This window comes from Paraburkholderia sp. BR13444 (assembly GCF_040948755.1).
Classification (GTDB): Bacteria; Pseudomonadota; Gammaproteobacteria; order Burkholderiales; family Burkholderiaceae; genus Paraburkholderia; species Paraburkholderia youngii.
Window position 1 is genome coordinate 440,774 of sequence record NZ_JBFPKM010000001.1, and the last position, 14,181, is coordinate 454,954.

21 protein-coding genes and 1 tRNA gene are annotated in these 14,181 nt (G+C 63.0%); 15 read left to right on the top strand and 7 right to left on the bottom strand.

Annotation, left to right across the window (positions count from 1 at the left end; all coding sequences use genetic code 11):
- Nucleotides 1-253: 253 nt before the first annotated feature.
- The 9 genes from AB3X95_RS01890 to AB3X95_RS01930 all read left to right on the top strand — a co-directional run bounded on the left by AB3X95_RS01890 (nucleotide 254) and on the right by AB3X95_RS01930 (nucleotide 5,155).
- Nucleotides 254-469, top strand: a complete 216-nt coding sequence (locus AB3X95_RS01890) for a hypothetical protein (protein ID WP_368620535.1) — start codon at nucleotides 254-256, stop codon at nucleotides 467-469.
- Entirely contained in the window at nucleotides 466-891 is a 426-nt protein-coding gene (locus AB3X95_RS01895) for a DNA primase (protein ID WP_368620536.1), read from the top strand. The genes AB3X95_RS01890 and AB3X95_RS01895 overlap by 4 nt, the downstream gene beginning before the upstream one ends.
- Nucleotides 884-1,531, top strand: a complete 648-nt coding sequence (locus AB3X95_RS01900; protein WP_368620537.1) for a hypothetical protein — start codon at nucleotides 884-886, stop codon at nucleotides 1,529-1,531. The genes AB3X95_RS01895 and AB3X95_RS01900 overlap by 8 nt, the downstream gene beginning before the upstream one ends.
- 131 nt (nucleotides 1,532-1,662) lie before the next feature.
- The gene (locus tag AB3X95_RS01905) at nucleotides 1,663-1,995 is read left to right on the top strand and encodes a hypothetical protein (protein WP_368620538.1); all 333 of its coding nucleotides are present in this window, start codon (nucleotides 1,663-1,665) and stop codon (nucleotides 1,993-1,995) included.
- A 56-nt stretch (nucleotides 1,996-2,051) separates the two neighbouring features.
- A complete protein-coding gene (locus AB3X95_RS01910) occupies nucleotides 2,052-2,942 on the top strand; it encodes a hypothetical protein (RefSeq protein WP_368620539.1) in 891 nt (296 codons plus the stop codon).
- 3 nt (nucleotides 2,943-2,945) lie between these two features.
- Entirely contained in the window at nucleotides 2,946-3,227 is a 282-nt protein-coding gene (locus AB3X95_RS01915) for a hypothetical protein (protein ID WP_368620540.1), read from the top strand.
- A gap of 121 nt (nucleotides 3,228-3,348) precedes the next feature.
- Nucleotides 3,349-4,416 (top strand): hypothetical protein, encoded by a 1,068-nt coding sequence (locus tag AB3X95_RS01920; protein ID WP_368620541.1) that lies wholly within the window; start codon nucleotides 3,349-3,351, stop codon nucleotides 4,414-4,416.
- 121 nt (nucleotides 4,417-4,537) lie between these two features.
- Nucleotides 4,538-4,732: a hypothetical protein gene (locus tag AB3X95_RS01925; protein ID WP_368620542.1), complete on the top strand. Its 195-nt coding sequence runs from the start codon at nucleotides 4,538-4,540 to the stop codon at nucleotides 4,730-4,732.
- Between the two features lie 15 nt (nucleotides 4,733-4,747).
- Nucleotides 4,748-5,155 (top strand): hypothetical protein, encoded by a 408-nt coding sequence (locus AB3X95_RS01930; RefSeq protein ID WP_368620543.1) that lies wholly within the window; start codon nucleotides 4,748-4,750, stop codon nucleotides 5,153-5,155.
- 314 nt (nucleotides 5,156-5,469) lie between these two features.
- On the opposite strand, the gene AB3X95_RS01935 is transcribed toward AB3X95_RS01930, so the two are convergent.
- The 4 genes from AB3X95_RS01935 to AB3X95_RS01950 form a co-directional block, all read right to left on the bottom strand.
- Nucleotides 5,470-6,201: a hypothetical protein gene (locus tag AB3X95_RS01935; RefSeq protein WP_368620544.1), complete on the bottom strand. Its 732-nt coding sequence runs from the start codon at nucleotides 6,199-6,201 to the stop codon at nucleotides 5,470-5,472.
- 327 nt (nucleotides 6,202-6,528) lie between these two features.
- A complete protein-coding gene (locus AB3X95_RS01940; RefSeq protein WP_368620545.1) occupies nucleotides 6,529-6,912 on the bottom strand; it encodes a hypothetical protein in 384 nt (127 codons plus the stop codon).
- A 337-nt stretch (nucleotides 6,913-7,249) separates the two neighbouring features.
- The gene (locus AB3X95_RS01945) at nucleotides 7,250-7,591 is read right to left on the bottom strand and encodes a hypothetical protein (protein WP_368620546.1); all 342 of its coding nucleotides are present in this window, start codon (nucleotides 7,589-7,591) and stop codon (nucleotides 7,250-7,252) included.
- 471 nt (nucleotides 7,592-8,062) lie between these two features.
- Nucleotides 8,063-8,139 (bottom strand) — tRNA-Met (locus AB3X95_RS01950).
- Nucleotides 8,140-8,360: 221 nt separating this feature from the next.
- On the opposite strand from AB3X95_RS01950, the gene AB3X95_RS01955 reads away from it, so the two are divergent.
- Both AB3X95_RS01955 and AB3X95_RS01960 read left to right on the top strand, forming a co-directional pair.
- Entirely contained in the window at nucleotides 8,361-8,858 is a 498-nt protein-coding gene (locus tag AB3X95_RS01955) for a heme-degrading domain-containing protein (protein WP_013089267.1), read from the top strand.
- A 4-nt stretch (nucleotides 8,859-8,862) separates the two neighbouring features.
- The gene (locus tag AB3X95_RS01960; protein ID WP_176119950.1) at nucleotides 8,863-9,201 is read left to right on the top strand and encodes a multidrug efflux SMR transporter; all 339 of its coding nucleotides are present in this window, start codon (nucleotides 8,863-8,865) and stop codon (nucleotides 9,199-9,201) included.
- Between the two features lie 46 nt (nucleotides 9,202-9,247).
- Here AB3X95_RS01960 and AB3X95_RS01965 read toward each other — a convergent pair whose 3' ends face one another.
- On the bottom strand, nucleotides 9,248-9,637 hold the full coding sequence (locus AB3X95_RS01965) for a hypothetical protein (RefSeq protein ID WP_176367863.1): 390 nt from the start codon (nucleotides 9,635-9,637) through the stop codon (nucleotides 9,248-9,250).
- Between the two features lie 82 nt (nucleotides 9,638-9,719).
- Nucleotides 9,720-9,911: a hypothetical protein gene (locus AB3X95_RS01970; RefSeq protein WP_176108719.1), complete on the bottom strand. Its 192-nt coding sequence runs from the start codon at nucleotides 9,909-9,911 to the stop codon at nucleotides 9,720-9,722.
- A gap of 289 nt (nucleotides 9,912-10,200) precedes the next feature.
- Here AB3X95_RS01970 and AB3X95_RS01975 point away from each other — a divergent pair, with 289 nt between their 5' ends.
- Both AB3X95_RS01975 and AB3X95_RS01980 read left to right on the top strand, forming a co-directional pair.
- A complete protein-coding gene (locus AB3X95_RS01975) occupies nucleotides 10,201-10,488 on the top strand; it encodes a hypothetical protein (protein ID WP_176367862.1) in 288 nt (95 codons plus the stop codon).
- Between the two features lie 162 nt (nucleotides 10,489-10,650).
- Nucleotides 10,651-10,935, top strand: coding sequence for a DUF1488 domain-containing protein (locus tag AB3X95_RS01980; protein ID WP_013089272.1), 285 nt, complete (start codon nucleotides 10,651-10,653; stop codon nucleotides 10,933-10,935).
- A 42-nt stretch (nucleotides 10,936-10,977) separates the two neighbouring features.
- Here AB3X95_RS01980 and AB3X95_RS01985 read toward each other — a convergent pair whose 3' ends face one another.
- Nucleotides 10,978-11,952 carry an NAD-dependent epimerase/dehydratase family protein gene (locus AB3X95_RS01985; RefSeq protein WP_368620547.1) on the bottom strand — a complete coding sequence of 325 codons (975 nt, stop codon included), beginning with the start codon at nucleotides 11,950-11,952 and terminating at the stop codon, nucleotides 10,978-10,980.
- 146 nt (nucleotides 11,953-12,098) lie between these two features.
- On the opposite strand from AB3X95_RS01985, the gene AB3X95_RS01990 reads away from it, so the two are divergent.
- The gene (locus tag AB3X95_RS01990; RefSeq protein WP_368620548.1) at nucleotides 12,099-12,935 is read left to right on the top strand and encodes a TetR/AcrR family transcriptional regulator; all 837 of its coding nucleotides are present in this window, start codon (nucleotides 12,099-12,101) and stop codon (nucleotides 12,933-12,935) included.
- Between the two features lie 46 nt (nucleotides 12,936-12,981).
- Nucleotides 12,982-14,118, top strand: a complete 1,137-nt coding sequence (locus tag AB3X95_RS01995; RefSeq protein ID WP_368620549.1) for an enoyl-CoA hydratase/isomerase family protein — start codon at nucleotides 12,982-12,984, stop codon at nucleotides 14,116-14,118.
- Nucleotides 14,119-14,181: the final 63 nt, after the last annotated feature.

A 14,181-nucleotide genomic window follows, 5' to 3' on the forward strand; every position in this document is an offset into this window, starting at 1 on the left:
GCGCGCAACGAAACGGGAACCTTTGTGTTCAGGGCGCGAGCACACCTGTTCGCGGGATAGGCACACCGGCTCGTTCGACCGCTCAAAACCCGGTTGCACTGATACCACTTCCGCGCCTTAATGGTGCTTGCTGGGGCACACGAGGGGGCCAAAAATGCAACCTGACACGACGGACGCCGAGAGCACGTCGCCCGTAATGACCCTTGCGGAATTCTGCGAGCGCTATCACATCGACCGCGCAAACCTCTTCCGCATGCGCCGCGACGGTCGCGGCCCGGATGTTGTTCAAGTCGGGCGCCGCGTTCTAATCACGCACGAGGCCGCGCGCGAATGGCAGGAGGCGCGCACCGTGCGCGCGCTCAATGGCGCAGCAAAAAATCGGTTGCTCTCCATGCGCGAGCGCGCGGCCGAAGCGTTGAAGCTCATCGATGCCGCGCTTGCGGTCCAAAGCGGCGAAAAACAGCCATGACTGTCGCCGCACTCCTCGACAAGCTCGAAGGTGTGCGCGGGTGCGGCTCGGGCCGCTGGCGGGCGCGCTGTCCGGTGTGCGAATCGCACAAGGCGGTGCTCGCGCTGACGGAGACGGCGGAGGGTACGGTGCTGTTGCACTGCTTTCGGAATGGATGCGCCGTCGCCGACATCGCCGCGGCCGTGGGCGTCGACCTCGCCGACCTCTTTCCGCCGCACGTCGACGGTGTACACGCATCGAAGCCGATCAGGCGCCGTTTTAACGCCGTACAGGTGCTCGGCGCGATTAACCTGGAATTGCTCGAAGTGCTGTTGATCGCCGGCGCGATTTTGCAGCGCGGCTCGATCACGTTGACCGAGCACGAGCGCCTCCGGCTCGCGGTCTCGCGCGTGTCGGTCGCGGAAGGGGCAAGCCGTGGCTGACGACATTCCGAACTATTCGACGTTGAAGGCGCAGCGCGTGGCGTTGCTATGTCTTCGCGCGCACCCGTTATCCGATACGCGCCGCATTGCCCTGTATAGCGCGTTGATCGAACACATGGATACCGACCGGCTTTGTTTTCCCGGAACGCGGAGGCTCGCGGCAATTACGCGCATTAGTCGCCCGGTCGTGCTGAATCTCCTGAACGAATTCGCGAAAAACGGATTGCTGGAATTTATCGACCCGCCGCAAAAGGGAAGTCGTATCCGTCGCTTGCGTTTGCACTATGAACGGCTTCAAGTGGTCAACTCGGAATTGACCACTCAAAACGCCGAAGTGGTAAACACTGGATTGACCACTGCCGAATTTGAACTGGTCAACCATACGTTGACGACTGAAGAACCGCGAGTGGTCAACAGAGAGTTATCACTCGACAAAAACCGAGTGGTCAATTTCGGACCGCCGAGTGGTCAACCCTACATTGACCCGAATAGAAAACAAGAATGGTTCGGTAAACCTGGAGCGTCCGCGCCCGACCCGGACGCGTGCGGTTCGCTTGCGCCGGAGAAAAGCAACGTACGAGGGAAAGCCGCTCCCCCTTCGAACGTTGCCGTTAAAAAAAAAGCGGTTGTGGACCACTAACGCCTGAAAGATCAAATCCGCGCACGCGAGCCGAATTAATTCCGGACGACTGCAAAGGCGCGCTGATATCGAAATCGGGCGCGCCGTATTTGCCGTGGGGACCGTATCTCGACGCCGACCATTTGCGCCGGATGCGGTCTGAACTGCTCGAACTGATCGAGACGTTGAGCGCGCTCGAACATTGGCCGAAGGAAGACCGCGCCGCCGTCTTGACGCGCGCCGTTTGCGGGCCGCTTTCGGATTTGTTGCCGAACGTCCGGTACTTCGAAAAACGCCTGATCGCGGCGCAATGCAAGGCCGCCGGCGACGAGTTGCGGGCCTCGCGCTCGTGGCACGGCGAAGGACTCGACGACCGTATGACCGACAAGGAGCCGACGACATGCAAAAGGATGACCCGCAGCAGGAAAGCGCGAGTACCGATTCTCGACCGGATCGCGGTACGCGTGCGAAGGAATGCGACGTGAAGCCGTCCCCGGCGGCACGGTACGCGGCGAGCTAAACGAACCTTGCGGAGCTCGACATGGGACGTGGAATGCATCACGCAACGCGTGAACGGCTCGACGCGGCGATCGAAATCCTCGCCGAGATTCAACCCGCGACCGTGCGCGCGGTCTGCTACCGGCTCTTCACGGCCGGACTGCTCGCGAGCATGGGAAAGTCGCACACGAACCGGGTGTCAGACCTGCTCGCGCGTGCCCGCGAGCGCGGCGAAATCGAGTGGCAATGGATCGTCGACGAAACGCGCCGCCCCGAACGCGCGGACCAGTGGGACAACCCCAGGCAGATATGGGAGGCCGCCGTGCGGGGCTACCGGCTCGACTACTGGAACGATCAACCGCGCCGCGTCGAAATCCTGTCCGAAAAGGGCACCGTGCGCGGCACCATCGCGCCCGTGCTCAACGAGCTGGGTGTGACCTTTCGCGTGCTGCACGGCTATGGATCGGCGACGACCGTGCATGACATCGCCGACGACATCGCGGACGCCGGCCGGCCGACGCATTTGCTCTACATCGGCGATTACGATCCGTCCGGCATGCATATGTCGGAAGTCGATCTGCCCGGACGGCTCGACCGGTACGGAGCGCGCAATGTATCGCTGAACAGGATCGCACTCACCGCAAGCGACACTTCTGGTCTGCCGGAGTTTAATGCGGATGCGAAAGCGGGTGATCCGCGCTATCGGTGGTTTCGCGAACATTACGGGCCGCTATGCGTGGAGCTTGACGCGATGGACCCGCGCGCGTTGCGCGAGCGCGTACGCGAGGCAATAACGGCACTCATTGACCGCGACGCATGGGATCACTGCATGGCCGTCGAAAAGGTCCAACGCGAATCAATGACCGGGTTTCTCTGTGCGATCCGCTCGACTTTCGATCGCGGCAATTCGATTTCGTGGCAAGACCCGAAATAGAAAATGAACGACCGCCCGACCCGCCACGAGAGGATCGACGAAGTCGCCGCGACCTTGCGTGCATGGGCCATGCGCGAAGGTTTCGACTACGACTCGTTGTTCGACGAGCTCTGTGAACGGGGGACGGCCCGTGCGCTGCGCGTCTCGATTGCCACGGTAAGTCGCTGGTACTGGGAAGGCACCGGACCGATCCGGCCGGTGCGCGTGCTGAGCGGCCGCCGGTGGTATCGCGTGACCGACATCGCCGCGTGGCTCGTCGACGGCGAGATCGAGGTCGCGAACTGACATTCGTTCGTTTCATTCGTTCCGTTCGTTCCATTCGTTCCATTCGTTCCGTTTGCGCTGGAAAGCCCCGCCGAAGTGGTCGACGATGCCCGTAATAGGGAACCGACCGGAGATATGCGCCATGCCTGTACAACTCGAATCGACGGCCCGCAATGCGACCATCGCCGTCCGCGCCGGCCGCGCGCTCGCCGCCTCCGGAAATTTGCCGGCCGCCGCGCGCGCCTGGTTGACCGAAAACTACGGTGCGAACGATCCGGCGATCGGGCTCGTCGAGCGCGCCTCGGTGCTTACGACGAGCTCTGCGATCGAGCCGCCGGACGCGTATGCAACCGCGCTCGCCGATGCCGTGGTCCGGCGTTCGGTGCTCGGCAGGATCGAAGGTATCGCGCCGTTCTACCGCGTGGCGTTCAACGATCCGGTCATGCGCGCGAGCGACAGCGGAATCGGTTTCTGGATCGCAGAGGCTATGACGGTTCCGGCGATCGAAGGCATCGACCCGTTCGTCGTCTCCAGAATTCCGGTCACGAAAATTGGCGCGCTCGTGGTTTTTAGCGCCGAGTTCGTCAAGCAAACCGGACCCCGCACTGACGCGGTGATTCGCCGCTGCGTTGAAAACGCGCTGATCCGGCGACTCGACGCGAGTCTGTTCGACGGCGCGGCCGGTGACGCAAGCCGCCCGCCATCGCTGGTCGACAGCACGAGCACGATACCGGGGACCGGCAACGCCGCCGAAGATATCGGCGCGGCGCTCTCGACGCTGCCCGAAGAGTACGCCGATCAACTCGTGCTGGTCGTTTCGCCGTGGTCCGTGCCGTCGCTGATCGCCTCCGGCGCGGCCGACGCGTCGACATTGAACGCCCGCACTGGTGGTCTGCTGTTTGGCTTTCCGTGCGTCGTCTCGACGAGCATTAAGCCAGGCGACGTCGGGTGGATCGTACCGCCGCTGGTCTTATTGAGCGAAGCCGGCGCGTACGTGAGCGCAAGCGACGTGGCCGTCGTGACCGTGAATAACGGCGACTCGATCGAGATTCACTCCTGTTTTCAGGAAGATTTGACGAGCATTCGCGGCGTTCTTTACACCGGTTGGCGCGCGGTCGCACCGGACGCGTGCGGACTGGTCAGCGACGTTGTGCCCGCAACGATCCGGCCGGTTGCGTCGAAGGTGAAGCGCACACCGGCGAGCGCGTAAGGAGGCCGCTATGTCCACATGCACTTGTACCACTGGAAGACATTGCAGTTGCTATGGCAACGAGCAGCAATACCGCGAAGAACGCGCACGGCAGGCCGCCGCGTCCCGCTTGGAGCATGCCGTGCTCGATTTGCTGCGCGGCAAGCGGGCCGACGCCGCGCCGCGCCGCGCGCACGAACTTGCCACACTGCTCGCGCCGCAGCGCGCGCACCTCGCGGACCTCATGACGGTGGATGCCGGCGTTTACTGGTGGTCGCATACGGGCGAGCAACACGAGGCGCTTGTCGACTCGCGTCGGGTTCGCCTCGTTGCATAAGCGGAGGCAACGACAATGGCAAACAACGGCAACGGCATCAAGCCGGCATCGTTTTTCAAGTACCCCGCTACAAGCGATACGGCGTCGCTCGCGATACTAGCGCGTGTCATCCTGGCGGCACATGGCGCGGCCGGCAACGACGACGCCTGGCGGACCAGCGACCTGGCTGCGGTGAGGGCGCTACCGCATGCACTGATCGCGGCAATCGCTGCAAGCACGCGCGTGCTCTACGCCTCGTTGCTCGTGCCCACCGACAACGGGAGCGGCGCCGGCGAGCGTCTGGAATTTACCCTGGACAACGGCGTCTCGATCGCACTGGCGCCGAGCCCGTCGGATCGCCCGAGCGTTGACGACGCGCCGACCGACGATGCGACCGGCAATCCGGAGCTCGTCGACCGTCACGGTAGTCTGGTCTGGAAGTGAGCGCGCTCGCGCTCCCGCAAACGATCCGCCGCTCGCGCGAGGCGGCCTGGCCGTCGGCGCGGAGACCGGGGGGAGTGAAAAAGATTTTGGGCGAAGGCCGTCAGCACCTACGCGCGGCTTTTGCAAACCCGAAAGCGTGATTCGAGGATCGGGGTTCTTAAGCTAATAGTGAATTAAGGCCCAGTCTTACCCCGGCCAGATGCGGCGCGGAGCCACACCGCACCGGCATGCAATCCGGCGCTCACGTCCACAGTACCGCGCGTGAGCCGGCCGTGACTGAGACCAAAGCGATGCCCGCGACGAGCTCTGATTTTTCAGTTCGAGCCATCGTCCGATACCCCGACCTTGGAGCCGTCAGCGAACACCGCAAGGATGGGCTGAATTTCCGTCGAGAATTTTCCATCCTCAAGACTCATCAGCTTCTGGTCCTCACTATCAAACTGGTTGAGCTTTCGGCTCCCATTCCACACATAGTCGCCGCCGGGCGGGATGTCTGCTTCAATGTTCAATCGGGTTTGTGTAATCACATCGCCAAAGGTGTTTTTGACGATGAGGAGGCCGCGTACTCCTTTCAGCGCCTTGGTCCCGGTGTTTTTGACCCCAATCCGGATGTCCCACTGGTTCTCGTATCGTCCGGCATGAAAGTCCTGAGGCACATGTTTCTGCTCCAAGAACGTCATCACGATAGTCTTACTTAGCTCTGCGGCGGCGGCTGCTTGCTTGGCTTGCAGTTGCTGCTTCAGTTGTTCTTGCTGCGCCTTGTACTGGTCTTGTTGTGCAATCCACTGCTTCTGCGCGTCGATCGCTTGCCCAACGGTAGTGCCGGGGGGGATGTCCTGGCCTCCAAACGCGTGTCCTACTTTTACGCGCGCCATGTAGCCAGCCAACAGTTGTTTGTCTCCGTCGCTCAAGCCCTTAATTTTTTTCGCAAAATCGTCATTCCACTGGCTCACATCTGTCGGTAGCACGACATCCGTTGGCTTTGAGCAGGCGGTTAGCGCAGCACACACCATCGTCGCGATGACAAATTTTCGAATCGTGGACATGATCGAGGCTGCACTTACAGCAAGGCACGAAACAGCGAACAAGATAAGCGATGGATATCGGGACACTTCTGCTCTCCTTTCCGCGCAATCTACGGAAGCGACGACCACGCGTTCGCGATCTGAATGCTTGCAAGTTGTGGGGTTGCCTCCGTTACTGCCGGCGCTGGGCCGTTCGGCTGGCAGCGACCTTCGGTCCTAGCCTTGTTCCTCATTTCGCCGGAGCAAGGTCGGTATCCGGAAATAATGCTGGATCAGTACCTGCGGGCGGGCTGGTTAATCTGTTTAGCGCTTGTTGAAGGTCGTTGTTTTGCGCGTTACTTGTCAAGTTCATCCTGTTGGTTTGCCCCCTGGCATTTGAGATTCAATCCATTGGTTCGCGACCACCTTTACGCCGTCGCCCTCTTGGAAGATCGTGAACCTAACTTTTTGAATTGGGGTCGTCGAATAGGCGTTCCCGATCGCAAGCGTCGCCAGCGTGGCTTGACCGCCCTTCAATTCTTTCCCGCAAACGACGTGATATTGCGTGGCTTCCAGGACCTCCACCCCCTTACTCGCGCATCCCTTAACAAGACGATTTCTAACATCATCCGGAATTGCATTTTTAATCACAACCTCCGGGTTGCCGGATTCCGTTTTGGTAATAAGTTCGGGCTGTGCGCAGCCGGCCAGCAAGGCTAGCACTGTTATGCCAGTCGGGATTACTTTGCCCATACGACCTCCTCAATTTGAATACCAATATAGGTCGTACGAATATTTACACAAGCCTGTAGCAGGCGATGATGCCGATCGGTAATAGGCGGCCATCAACATGCCGCAGCGGCGCGCGGCGACTTTTGAATCTGATTACAAACCAATTAGCTGAAAAGGAATGTGAAAGTAAGCGCAGTGGGTACAGATTTGCTCAAACTGAAGGCGCGACTCCGAAGAGATCCATCCGATAACCGGCAAGCCGTCCCGATTGCCGGTTACGTTCTTTGTCATAATGAGCCTCGCACCGTTGGACGATGCCGCCATTATCCGCCGGACGTCACCCGCAGCGCACTGACGGCTACATGGCCGTGCGAGCCCTGCCGACGATTGCGCGCGCGATGCGCAAAACATCCGCATCCGAACCGCGCCCGCGCAGGCTATTGATGCCTAGGTAGACAATGCGCAGATTCGCATCGCTGTAGTCGCCGTCCTGATCGATGCGATCCAGGCTTGGGCATGCGGGGCCGAAGCGGTCAGCGTCGTCCACATAGAAGGGCAGTCCGCTGATCGCGCAACGGTAGTCCTGTGCGGCGAGCTTCGTCATCAACTCGGCGACCGTGACTGTCACGGCGACTGCGCGCTTTCCTTCAGAGGCGCGTTTTGCCTGACGCGCACGCGCCAGACTGATCGCACCGCGCATACTGACGCGAAGGTGACGGATATACGTCGCGCGCTCGCTCGCCGGCGCGCCTGCTGCGCGGCGGGTTACCCACGCCTTGGTCGCGGCGGCCGACCGGCGAGTCTGGATCGCCACTGCGCGGCGCGTTTCCCACGCCTTGCGTGCCACTGCCGATCGGTCAAGTCTCGCGGGTTTTACCTCAGGGATCATTTGCACGACAGCACCTCAATAGCCAAAGTCTTTGCTCTAATGATCGGGCTGCTCGGACGATTGGGGAAGGTGGTGCAGTGCCGCACGGCGAACTGATCGAGGCGTCTCGGGCGCGGCCGCGCGATTCACTCCGGAAACCCAAAACAAAAAGCCCGCATGTGCGGGCTTCTGTTTGAGACGGCTTGCCTGATTCTCGCGGGTTTTGCCCACCTATTGCCCAAAAACGCAAAAAGAGGGGGACTGCCCAAAAACATCGGAATCGCGCAAAGCTTTATCAGGCTTTGGTTGCGGGGGTAGGATTTGAACCTACGACCTTCGGGTTATGAGCCCGACGAGCTGCCAGACTGCTCCACCCCGCGTCCGTCGAAGAAAAGATTATAGACCAGCCAGCCAGACAGCGCAATAGCCATGTAAGGATTGGCTTCATTGCGCCTTGCGCCGCGACCCCTACGCACCTATCGGAAAGGCTCCGGAAAGCCGCGCGCGGACGCTGCGCTAGAATTCAGATTCTCCACGCGGCTCGCCGGATCTTCACGACGGCGACCTCTTCGACTCTGATCCTCCGACCCGTTCTGAACCCATGGATATCGCTCACGATCTGCAGGTCATCGCTCTTCAGGAAAAGACCCTCGTGTTTCCCCGTTTCGATGCCGACCGTGCGTGGCAAGTCGGCGCGTATCTGCACGAGGTCGCGAAAGCGCGCGGCATTGCCGCCGCGATCGACGTGCGCACGTTCGGCCAGCCGCTGTTCTTCAGCCTGCTCGACGGCGCGACGCCCGACAACGTCGATTGGGTGCGCCGCAAGGGCAACACCGTCGCGCAATTTCGCCGTAGCTCGTACGCGATCGGTTTGAAAATGCAGCTCGCGGGTGCGACGCTCGCCGACAAGCACGGTCTGCCGGCCACCGAGTACGCATCGCACGGCGGCGCATTCCCGCTGACGGTGGAAGGCGCGGGCGTGATCGGTTCGATCACGGTGTCCGGTCTGCCGCAGCGCGCCGATCATGAACTCGTGGTCGAAGCGCTGTGCGCGCATCTGGGTCACGATTACGGCAAGCTCGCGCTCGCGAAAAGCTGACGCGATGCGCATACCCCCGTATGCGCTGCTCGCGATCGCGATCGTCGCCGAGGTCATTGCGACTTCCGCGATGCGGGCCTCGGACGGTTTCTCGCGGCTGCTGCCGTCGATGGTCGTCGTGCTCGGCTACGGCATCGCGTTCTATTGCCTGTCGCTGACGCTCAGGAGCATTCCGGTCGGCATCGTCTATGCGATCTGGTCCGGTGCCGGGATCGTGCTGATCACGCTGGTCGCGCTGGTGCTGTACCGGCAGGTACCCGACGTGCCGGCGATCATCGGGCTGGGATTGATCGTCGCTGGCGTCGCGGTGTTGAATCTCTTCTCGAAGATGCAGGCGCATTGAGGGCCCGCGCATGCCGCCTCGGTTGCCGCACGGAACATAAATCGGGTTATTTGCAGCGCACGATCATCGAGCGGCCTTTCACATTCGCCGACGCCACGTTGGTGACGCTGCCGCCAGCGGTGCCACCCTCGTCGTTATCTTTCGACACGATGTCGTAGCCGGTCGCGCCGCAGGCCTTACCCGCTTGCACGTAGCACGAGGCCCAGCTCGAGCCGGCGTTGGCGCCGCTGCAGTTGACCGCGAAGCCGGTCTGGCCGTTCGGCAGATTGATCAGCGTGGTCGTGTTCGACGACGCGCAGCCGCCGAGCCCCGCGGCGAGCAGCAGCGCGACGGGCAATGCGGCCGTCAGCGACGCACGACGCACGAAGGCAAGCGCGGCGCTGGATCGGAGGCGGTGGAATCGGCCGGCGCGCCGCGGTTGCGTCGTGAAATGCATCGTGTTGTGTCCTTTCATTCAGATAGAGGTTGCTGCCGGGCTGGAGCCGGTCGGTGTGGAACGCGAGGGCGCGCGCCAAGGCTCAGGTCGCTTCGACGGTGATGCCCGCCGCGCTGACGAGCCGCCGGGCTTCCGCGCCTTCTTCAGTGGCCGCGTCTTCCCAGATGCTGATCGCTTTTGGGATATCGATCCCATGACTTTCGGCGTACTCGAACCAGCGGTTCGCCGCATCCGGCTCGGGCAGTTCGTGATTCTGCAGAAAATATTTTCCCATATTGCGCTCGCTGGCCTCGAAATGGCGTCGTCATAGTACCTTTCGACAGCATGGAGCATGCCGATCTGGACCGTTCGACCAGCGCGCGTGGCTGACGTGCGGCGCGGCCGCGGTGTGGGGCGAAAGTGCGGCTCGCGAGCGCGCAGAACTTATCGCGCTGTAACGCGCCTTATCGGAATGGGGCGGGGCGCCCGCACACCTCCGGTGCAGCGGCGCGCCGCATGCTGAAGCATCAAGGCGGCGCCGTCGCGACTGGCTCCAGCTCCGCAACCGCAACAGGAGGACGAAGATGGCTGAACGGGTCAGTGGCCCTTATCGCGGCTATTACATCAGCGCCACCGCGCGCCTCGTGCCGGGGGGCAGCACGTCGGGCGCGTCGGGCGAAGCGCACGCCAAAGCGGATGGTACTTACGTCGGCTCGGTTAGCCTCGCCGAAGCCGGCCCGGACGATCCGCATCGGATGGAAACGTTGCTCGAACTCGGCGACCGGCAACGCTTCAGTAGCGAAGAAGAGGCGCTCGCGTTCGTCGAACGGGCGGCGCGTGAATATGTCGACCGATTGCTGGATGGGCAGTGAGCGTGTCGGCGATTCCCGCACGATGCCCTGAATCAGGCGCCCGCGCACGCTGGACCGTGATCCGGCGGCGCGGGTACCATAGCGGGACCCGCGCGGATCGGCGGCGCATAGCGGCTTTCCACGCGTGTTACGTTCCCGCCGCCACCTTTTGATGAGGCGACTATGGAAATCCGTTTTCCCGAAGACGCGCCTGCTTACCGTGACTCCAATCTGACCGTCGTGTTTTCAGCGCTGGTGGACGGTGAGCCGGTGCCGTGCGCGATCTCGGTAGAAGCGCTCGAGGATCATTTCGGCGCTTACAGCGAGGACCTCGACGGCTGGCTGCGTGCGTTCGATGCGGGCCGGCCGCGCATCGAGGCCGTTGCGCGTGAGCATTTGCAGATCAGCAACGGCACACCCGTGCTGCTCAAGAGTGGTCACTTTCCGCCAGGGCAGATGGCAGGCTGAGCGGAACTTTCCTTCCACCAACGCATCGTCAACGCGTTGCCGCTAATTCACGCCATGCGCCGGCACTGCCTCGCGCGCCGCTTCGAAGCACCGCCTGATCCCTTCCTGATACGAAGTCTTGCTGAACGGCCCGATCAACGTCGCCAGCGCGGAATCGTCGAGCACGATCGGCTCGGTCAACAGATAGTTCATCTCGACCAGTTCGCGCATCAGCGGATTGAACAGCCCGAGCACGCGCAGCATGCCCTTGCCGGCCACCATCAGCTTCGGCTCGCGGCCCGCGAGCGCGTAGGCCTCGTGCGCCACTTCGCGCTGCGTGATCGTGCCTGCGCCGCCGAGATGCCACCAGCGGCCGTAAGCCTCGGGTGTGCGCGTGAGTCGTTCGACCACGGGGCCGACATCCGGCAGAAAGATGAATTCGTGCGGCACGTCGACGGGACCGAGCACCTGTGCGCGCTTACCGGTAGCGGCGCCAACGAAGACACCATGCAACAGGCTGCGCTCAACCCCCGGTCCGTAGAAATCGGGCAGCCGCAATACCAGCGTTTCGAGACCTTTCCGGCCATGCGCGGCCAGCACGAGCTTTTCCTGTTCGAGCCGCATGCGGCCCTTGAACGTGTGCGGCTCGCGCGGATGACCTTCGCGAATCGGATTGCCATGCGCGCGGCCATACGGATACACGGTGCCGATCAGAATGAAGCGCTCGACGCCGGCGGCCGTCACGCCAGCCAGCGTTTTCTCCATCAACGGCGGGTGCTGCGCGAACTGGTCGTAGGGCACGCCGACGAGATAGATCACGGTTTGCAGACCGGCGGCCGCGGCGCGAATCGAGGCGGGGTCGTCTGGGTTCCAGGTGACGATCTCAGCGTGCGGGTCGTCACCGAAGCTGCGTTGCAATGCCTCGCGCGAGCGGCCGACCACCCGATAATCGCGGCCCGCCGCACCAAGCGCCGCGGCAATGCTTTGACCCGCTGCGCCCGCGGCACCGAATAAACCGACCTTTCCCGTGGCTTGCATGACGACTCCTTCAGATGGCGGCGCGACCTCGTCGCGTGTGCACGTGGCGACTCAGTTCGACCGATGAAAATGTACTGAACACTGTTCAGTAAACAGCGTTCAGTTTAATTTGACTTTTCAGTTTGTCAACCTGAAAATTGCGAGTCATGGGAATCGCTGAACGAAAACACCGCCAGAAACAGGCGCTGCGCGAACGCATCCTCGATGCCGCGCGGCGCATCGTCGTGCGCGAGGGCTTTGCCGCGCTGTCGATGCGCAAGATCGCCGACGCGATCGAATATTCGCCCGCCACGTTGTATCTGCATTTCGCGAGTCGCGACGACATCGCGCGGGCCTTGTGCGAGGAGGGTTACGCGCAGTTGCTCGCGACCTTCGTGCCGCTCGTGCAGATCGCAGATCCCGCCGAACGGCTGAAGGCGCTCGGGCGCGCGTACGTCGCGTTTGGCGTCCAGCATCCGGAAACATACCGGCTGATTTTCATGGAGGATCCGAGCTATACGGGCGCGGCGCTCGGTGGCGCGGCGGCGGGCGCAGGCCAAGACGGCGGCAACGGGGACGATGCAAGCGCGAACGCCGGGACCGGTGGTTCAACCGCGTCCCGAAGCAACGCCGACGACGACCCCGGCGACGCCGCGCTGCACATCATGATCGACGCGCTCGACGAGTTGCGAGCAGCGGGGCGTCTGTCGGCGTCGGTCGCATCGATGGAGTCGGCCGTGTGGGCCGAGGCGTTGTGGGCGAGTCTGCATGGCATCGTCGCGCTGAATCTCACGTGTCCGGTGTTTCCGAGCGCGCCGCTCGAGACGCTCGTCGGCGTAACGCTCGACGCTTGGCTCGGCGCGCCGCAGCCCGTGGCAGCGGGCGCATCGAAGAGCGCCGCAGTGCACGGCAAGAAAACCGTCGCGCGGCGCCACTCCGAGCCTGCCGAATCCACGGACCCGGCTCCCGAGCCCGCCACCAAACGCAAAGCGGCAGGCCCGTGATAACGTTCAGTTCCACGTCAACCCGCGCCGCCGCGCCCAGCTTTCCATGCCCACGTCCGCCTCGCCCGCCACTAGCGACGAAATCGCGACCCACGTAACCAACCGCATCGGTTTCATCGAACTGGAGCGGCCGAAAGCGCTGAATGCGCTGTCGACGAGCATGATTCGAGCGATCCACACGGCGCTCGACCAGTGGCGCGACGACCCCGAGGTGCTGGCCGTCGTCGTGCGCAGCCGGCATGAGCGCGCGTTCTGCGCGGGCGGCGACATCCGCTTCATGTACGAGGCGGCGCAACGCGGCGACCAGCAGGCCCGCGATACATTCTTCAGCGAGGAATACCGGCTCAATCACGCGATCTTCGTGTATCCGAAACCGTATATCGCGTTGATGAACGGCATCGTGATGGGCGGCGGCATGGGCATTTCGCAGGGCGCGCATCGCACCGGCGGCCTGCGCGTCGTCACGCAATCGACGAAGATGGCGATGCCCGAAACCCGTATCGGCCTCTTTCCGGACGTCGGTGCGAGCTGGTTTCTCGCGCGCACGCCCGGCGCGCTCGGCCGCTATCTGGCGGTGACGGGCGAGACGATCGGCGCGGCCGACGCGTTGTACGCGGGCCTCGCCGATGTCTACATCGACGACGCGGCGTTGCCCGCGCTCGTCGCTACGTTGAGCCGCGAACCGTTCGAGCGCGGCGCGGATGTGGTTGCGTGCGTCGAGCGCGAAACGCTCGCCTATCAGGTCGCGCCGCCGCCCGAGGAGAGCGCGCTCGCGAAGGCGCGCACGTTGATCGACCGTCATTTCGCGCAGCCCGACGTCGCGCGGATACTCGCGTCGCTCGAACAGGAGCGCGAGCGCGGCGGCGACGCGGCGGAGTGGGCCGAGCGGACGATCGCGGTGCTGCGCGAGCGCTCGCCGCTGTCGATGGCGGTCTCGCTCGAAGTGGTCACGCGCGCGGAGGGGTCGATGGCCGACGTGCTTCGTGTCGATCTCGATCTGACACGTTCGAGCTTCCTGCTCGGAGACACGGTGGAAGGCATTCGCGCGCGCATCATCGACAAGGACAACGCGCCGCGCTGGCGTTTCGCGCGCATCGAGGACGTCAACCAGGCCGATGTGGAGAAGATGTTCGACAGTCCGTGGCCGGCGGACGAGCATCCGCTAGTCGCTCTGCGCGGGTGAACGTGCACTGAGCGTGCACTGAGCGCGCACTGAACGCGCCGCCTCGCGAACCCGCCCGCGAAA

Bases quoted from the DNA above. Each gene is read 5' to 3' on its own strand.
- AB3X95_RS01890 (WP_368620535.1), top strand. From the start codon at position 254: ATGCGCCGCGACGGTCGCGGCCCGGATGTTGTTCAAGTCGGGCGCCGC.
- AB3X95_RS01895 (WP_368620536.1), top strand. From the start codon at position 466: ATGACTGTCGCCGCACTCCTCGACAAGCTCGAAGGTGTGCGCGGGTGC.
- AB3X95_RS01905 (WP_368620538.1), top strand. From the start codon at position 1,663: ATGCGGTCTGAACTGCTCGAACTGATCGAGACGTTGAGCGCGCTCGAA.
- AB3X95_RS01910 (WP_368620539.1), top strand. From the start codon at position 2,052: ATGGGACGTGGAATGCATCACGCAACGCGTGAACGGCTCGACGCGGCG.
- AB3X95_RS01915 (WP_368620540.1), top strand. From the start codon at position 2,946: ATGAACGACCGCCCGACCCGCCACGAGAGGATCGACGAAGTCGCCGCG.
- AB3X95_RS01920 (WP_368620541.1), top strand. From the start codon at position 3,349: ATGCCTGTACAACTCGAATCGACGGCCCGCAATGCGACCATCGCCGTC.
- AB3X95_RS01930 (WP_368620543.1), top strand. From the start codon at position 4,748: ATGGCAAACAACGGCAACGGCATCAAGCCGGCATCGTTTTTCAAGTAC.
- AB3X95_RS01935 (WP_368620544.1), bottom strand. From the start codon at position 6,201: ATGTCCACGATTCGAAAATTTGTCATCGCGACGATGGTGTGTGCTGCG.
- AB3X95_RS01940 (WP_368620545.1), bottom strand. From the start codon at position 6,912: ATGGGCAAAGTAATCCCGACTGGCATAACAGTGCTAGCCTTGCTGGCC.
- AB3X95_RS01945 (WP_368620546.1), bottom strand. From the start codon at position 7,591: ATGCGCGGTGCGATCAGTCTGGCGCGTGCGCGTCAGGCAAAACGCGCC.
- AB3X95_RS01955 (WP_013089267.1), top strand. From the start codon at position 8,361: ATGGATATCGCTCACGATCTGCAGGTCATCGCTCTTCAGGAAAAGACC.
- AB3X95_RS01960 (WP_176119950.1), top strand. From the start codon at position 8,863: ATGCGCATACCCCCGTATGCGCTGCTCGCGATCGCGATCGTCGCCGAG.
- AB3X95_RS01965 (WP_176367863.1), bottom strand. From the start codon at position 9,637: ATGCATTTCACGACGCAACCGCGGCGCGCCGGCCGATTCCACCGCCTC.
- AB3X95_RS01970 (WP_176108719.1), bottom strand. From the start codon at position 9,911: ATGGGAAAATATTTTCTGCAGAATCACGAACTGCCCGAGCCGGATGCG.
- AB3X95_RS01975 (WP_176367862.1), top strand. From the start codon at position 10,201: ATGGCTGAACGGGTCAGTGGCCCTTATCGCGGCTATTACATCAGCGCC.
- AB3X95_RS01980 (WP_013089272.1), top strand. From the start codon at position 10,651: ATGGAAATCCGTTTTCCCGAAGACGCGCCTGCTTACCGTGACTCCAAT.
- AB3X95_RS01985 (WP_368620547.1), bottom strand. From the start codon at position 11,952: ATGCAAGCCACGGGAAAGGTCGGTTTATTCGGTGCCGCGGGCGCAGCG.
- AB3X95_RS01990 (WP_368620548.1), top strand. From the start codon at position 12,099: ATGGGAATCGCTGAACGAAAACACCGCCAGAAACAGGCGCTGCGCGAA.
- AB3X95_RS01995 (WP_368620549.1), top strand. From the start codon at position 12,982: ATGCCCACGTCCGCCTCGCCCGCCACTAGCGACGAAATCGCGACCCAC.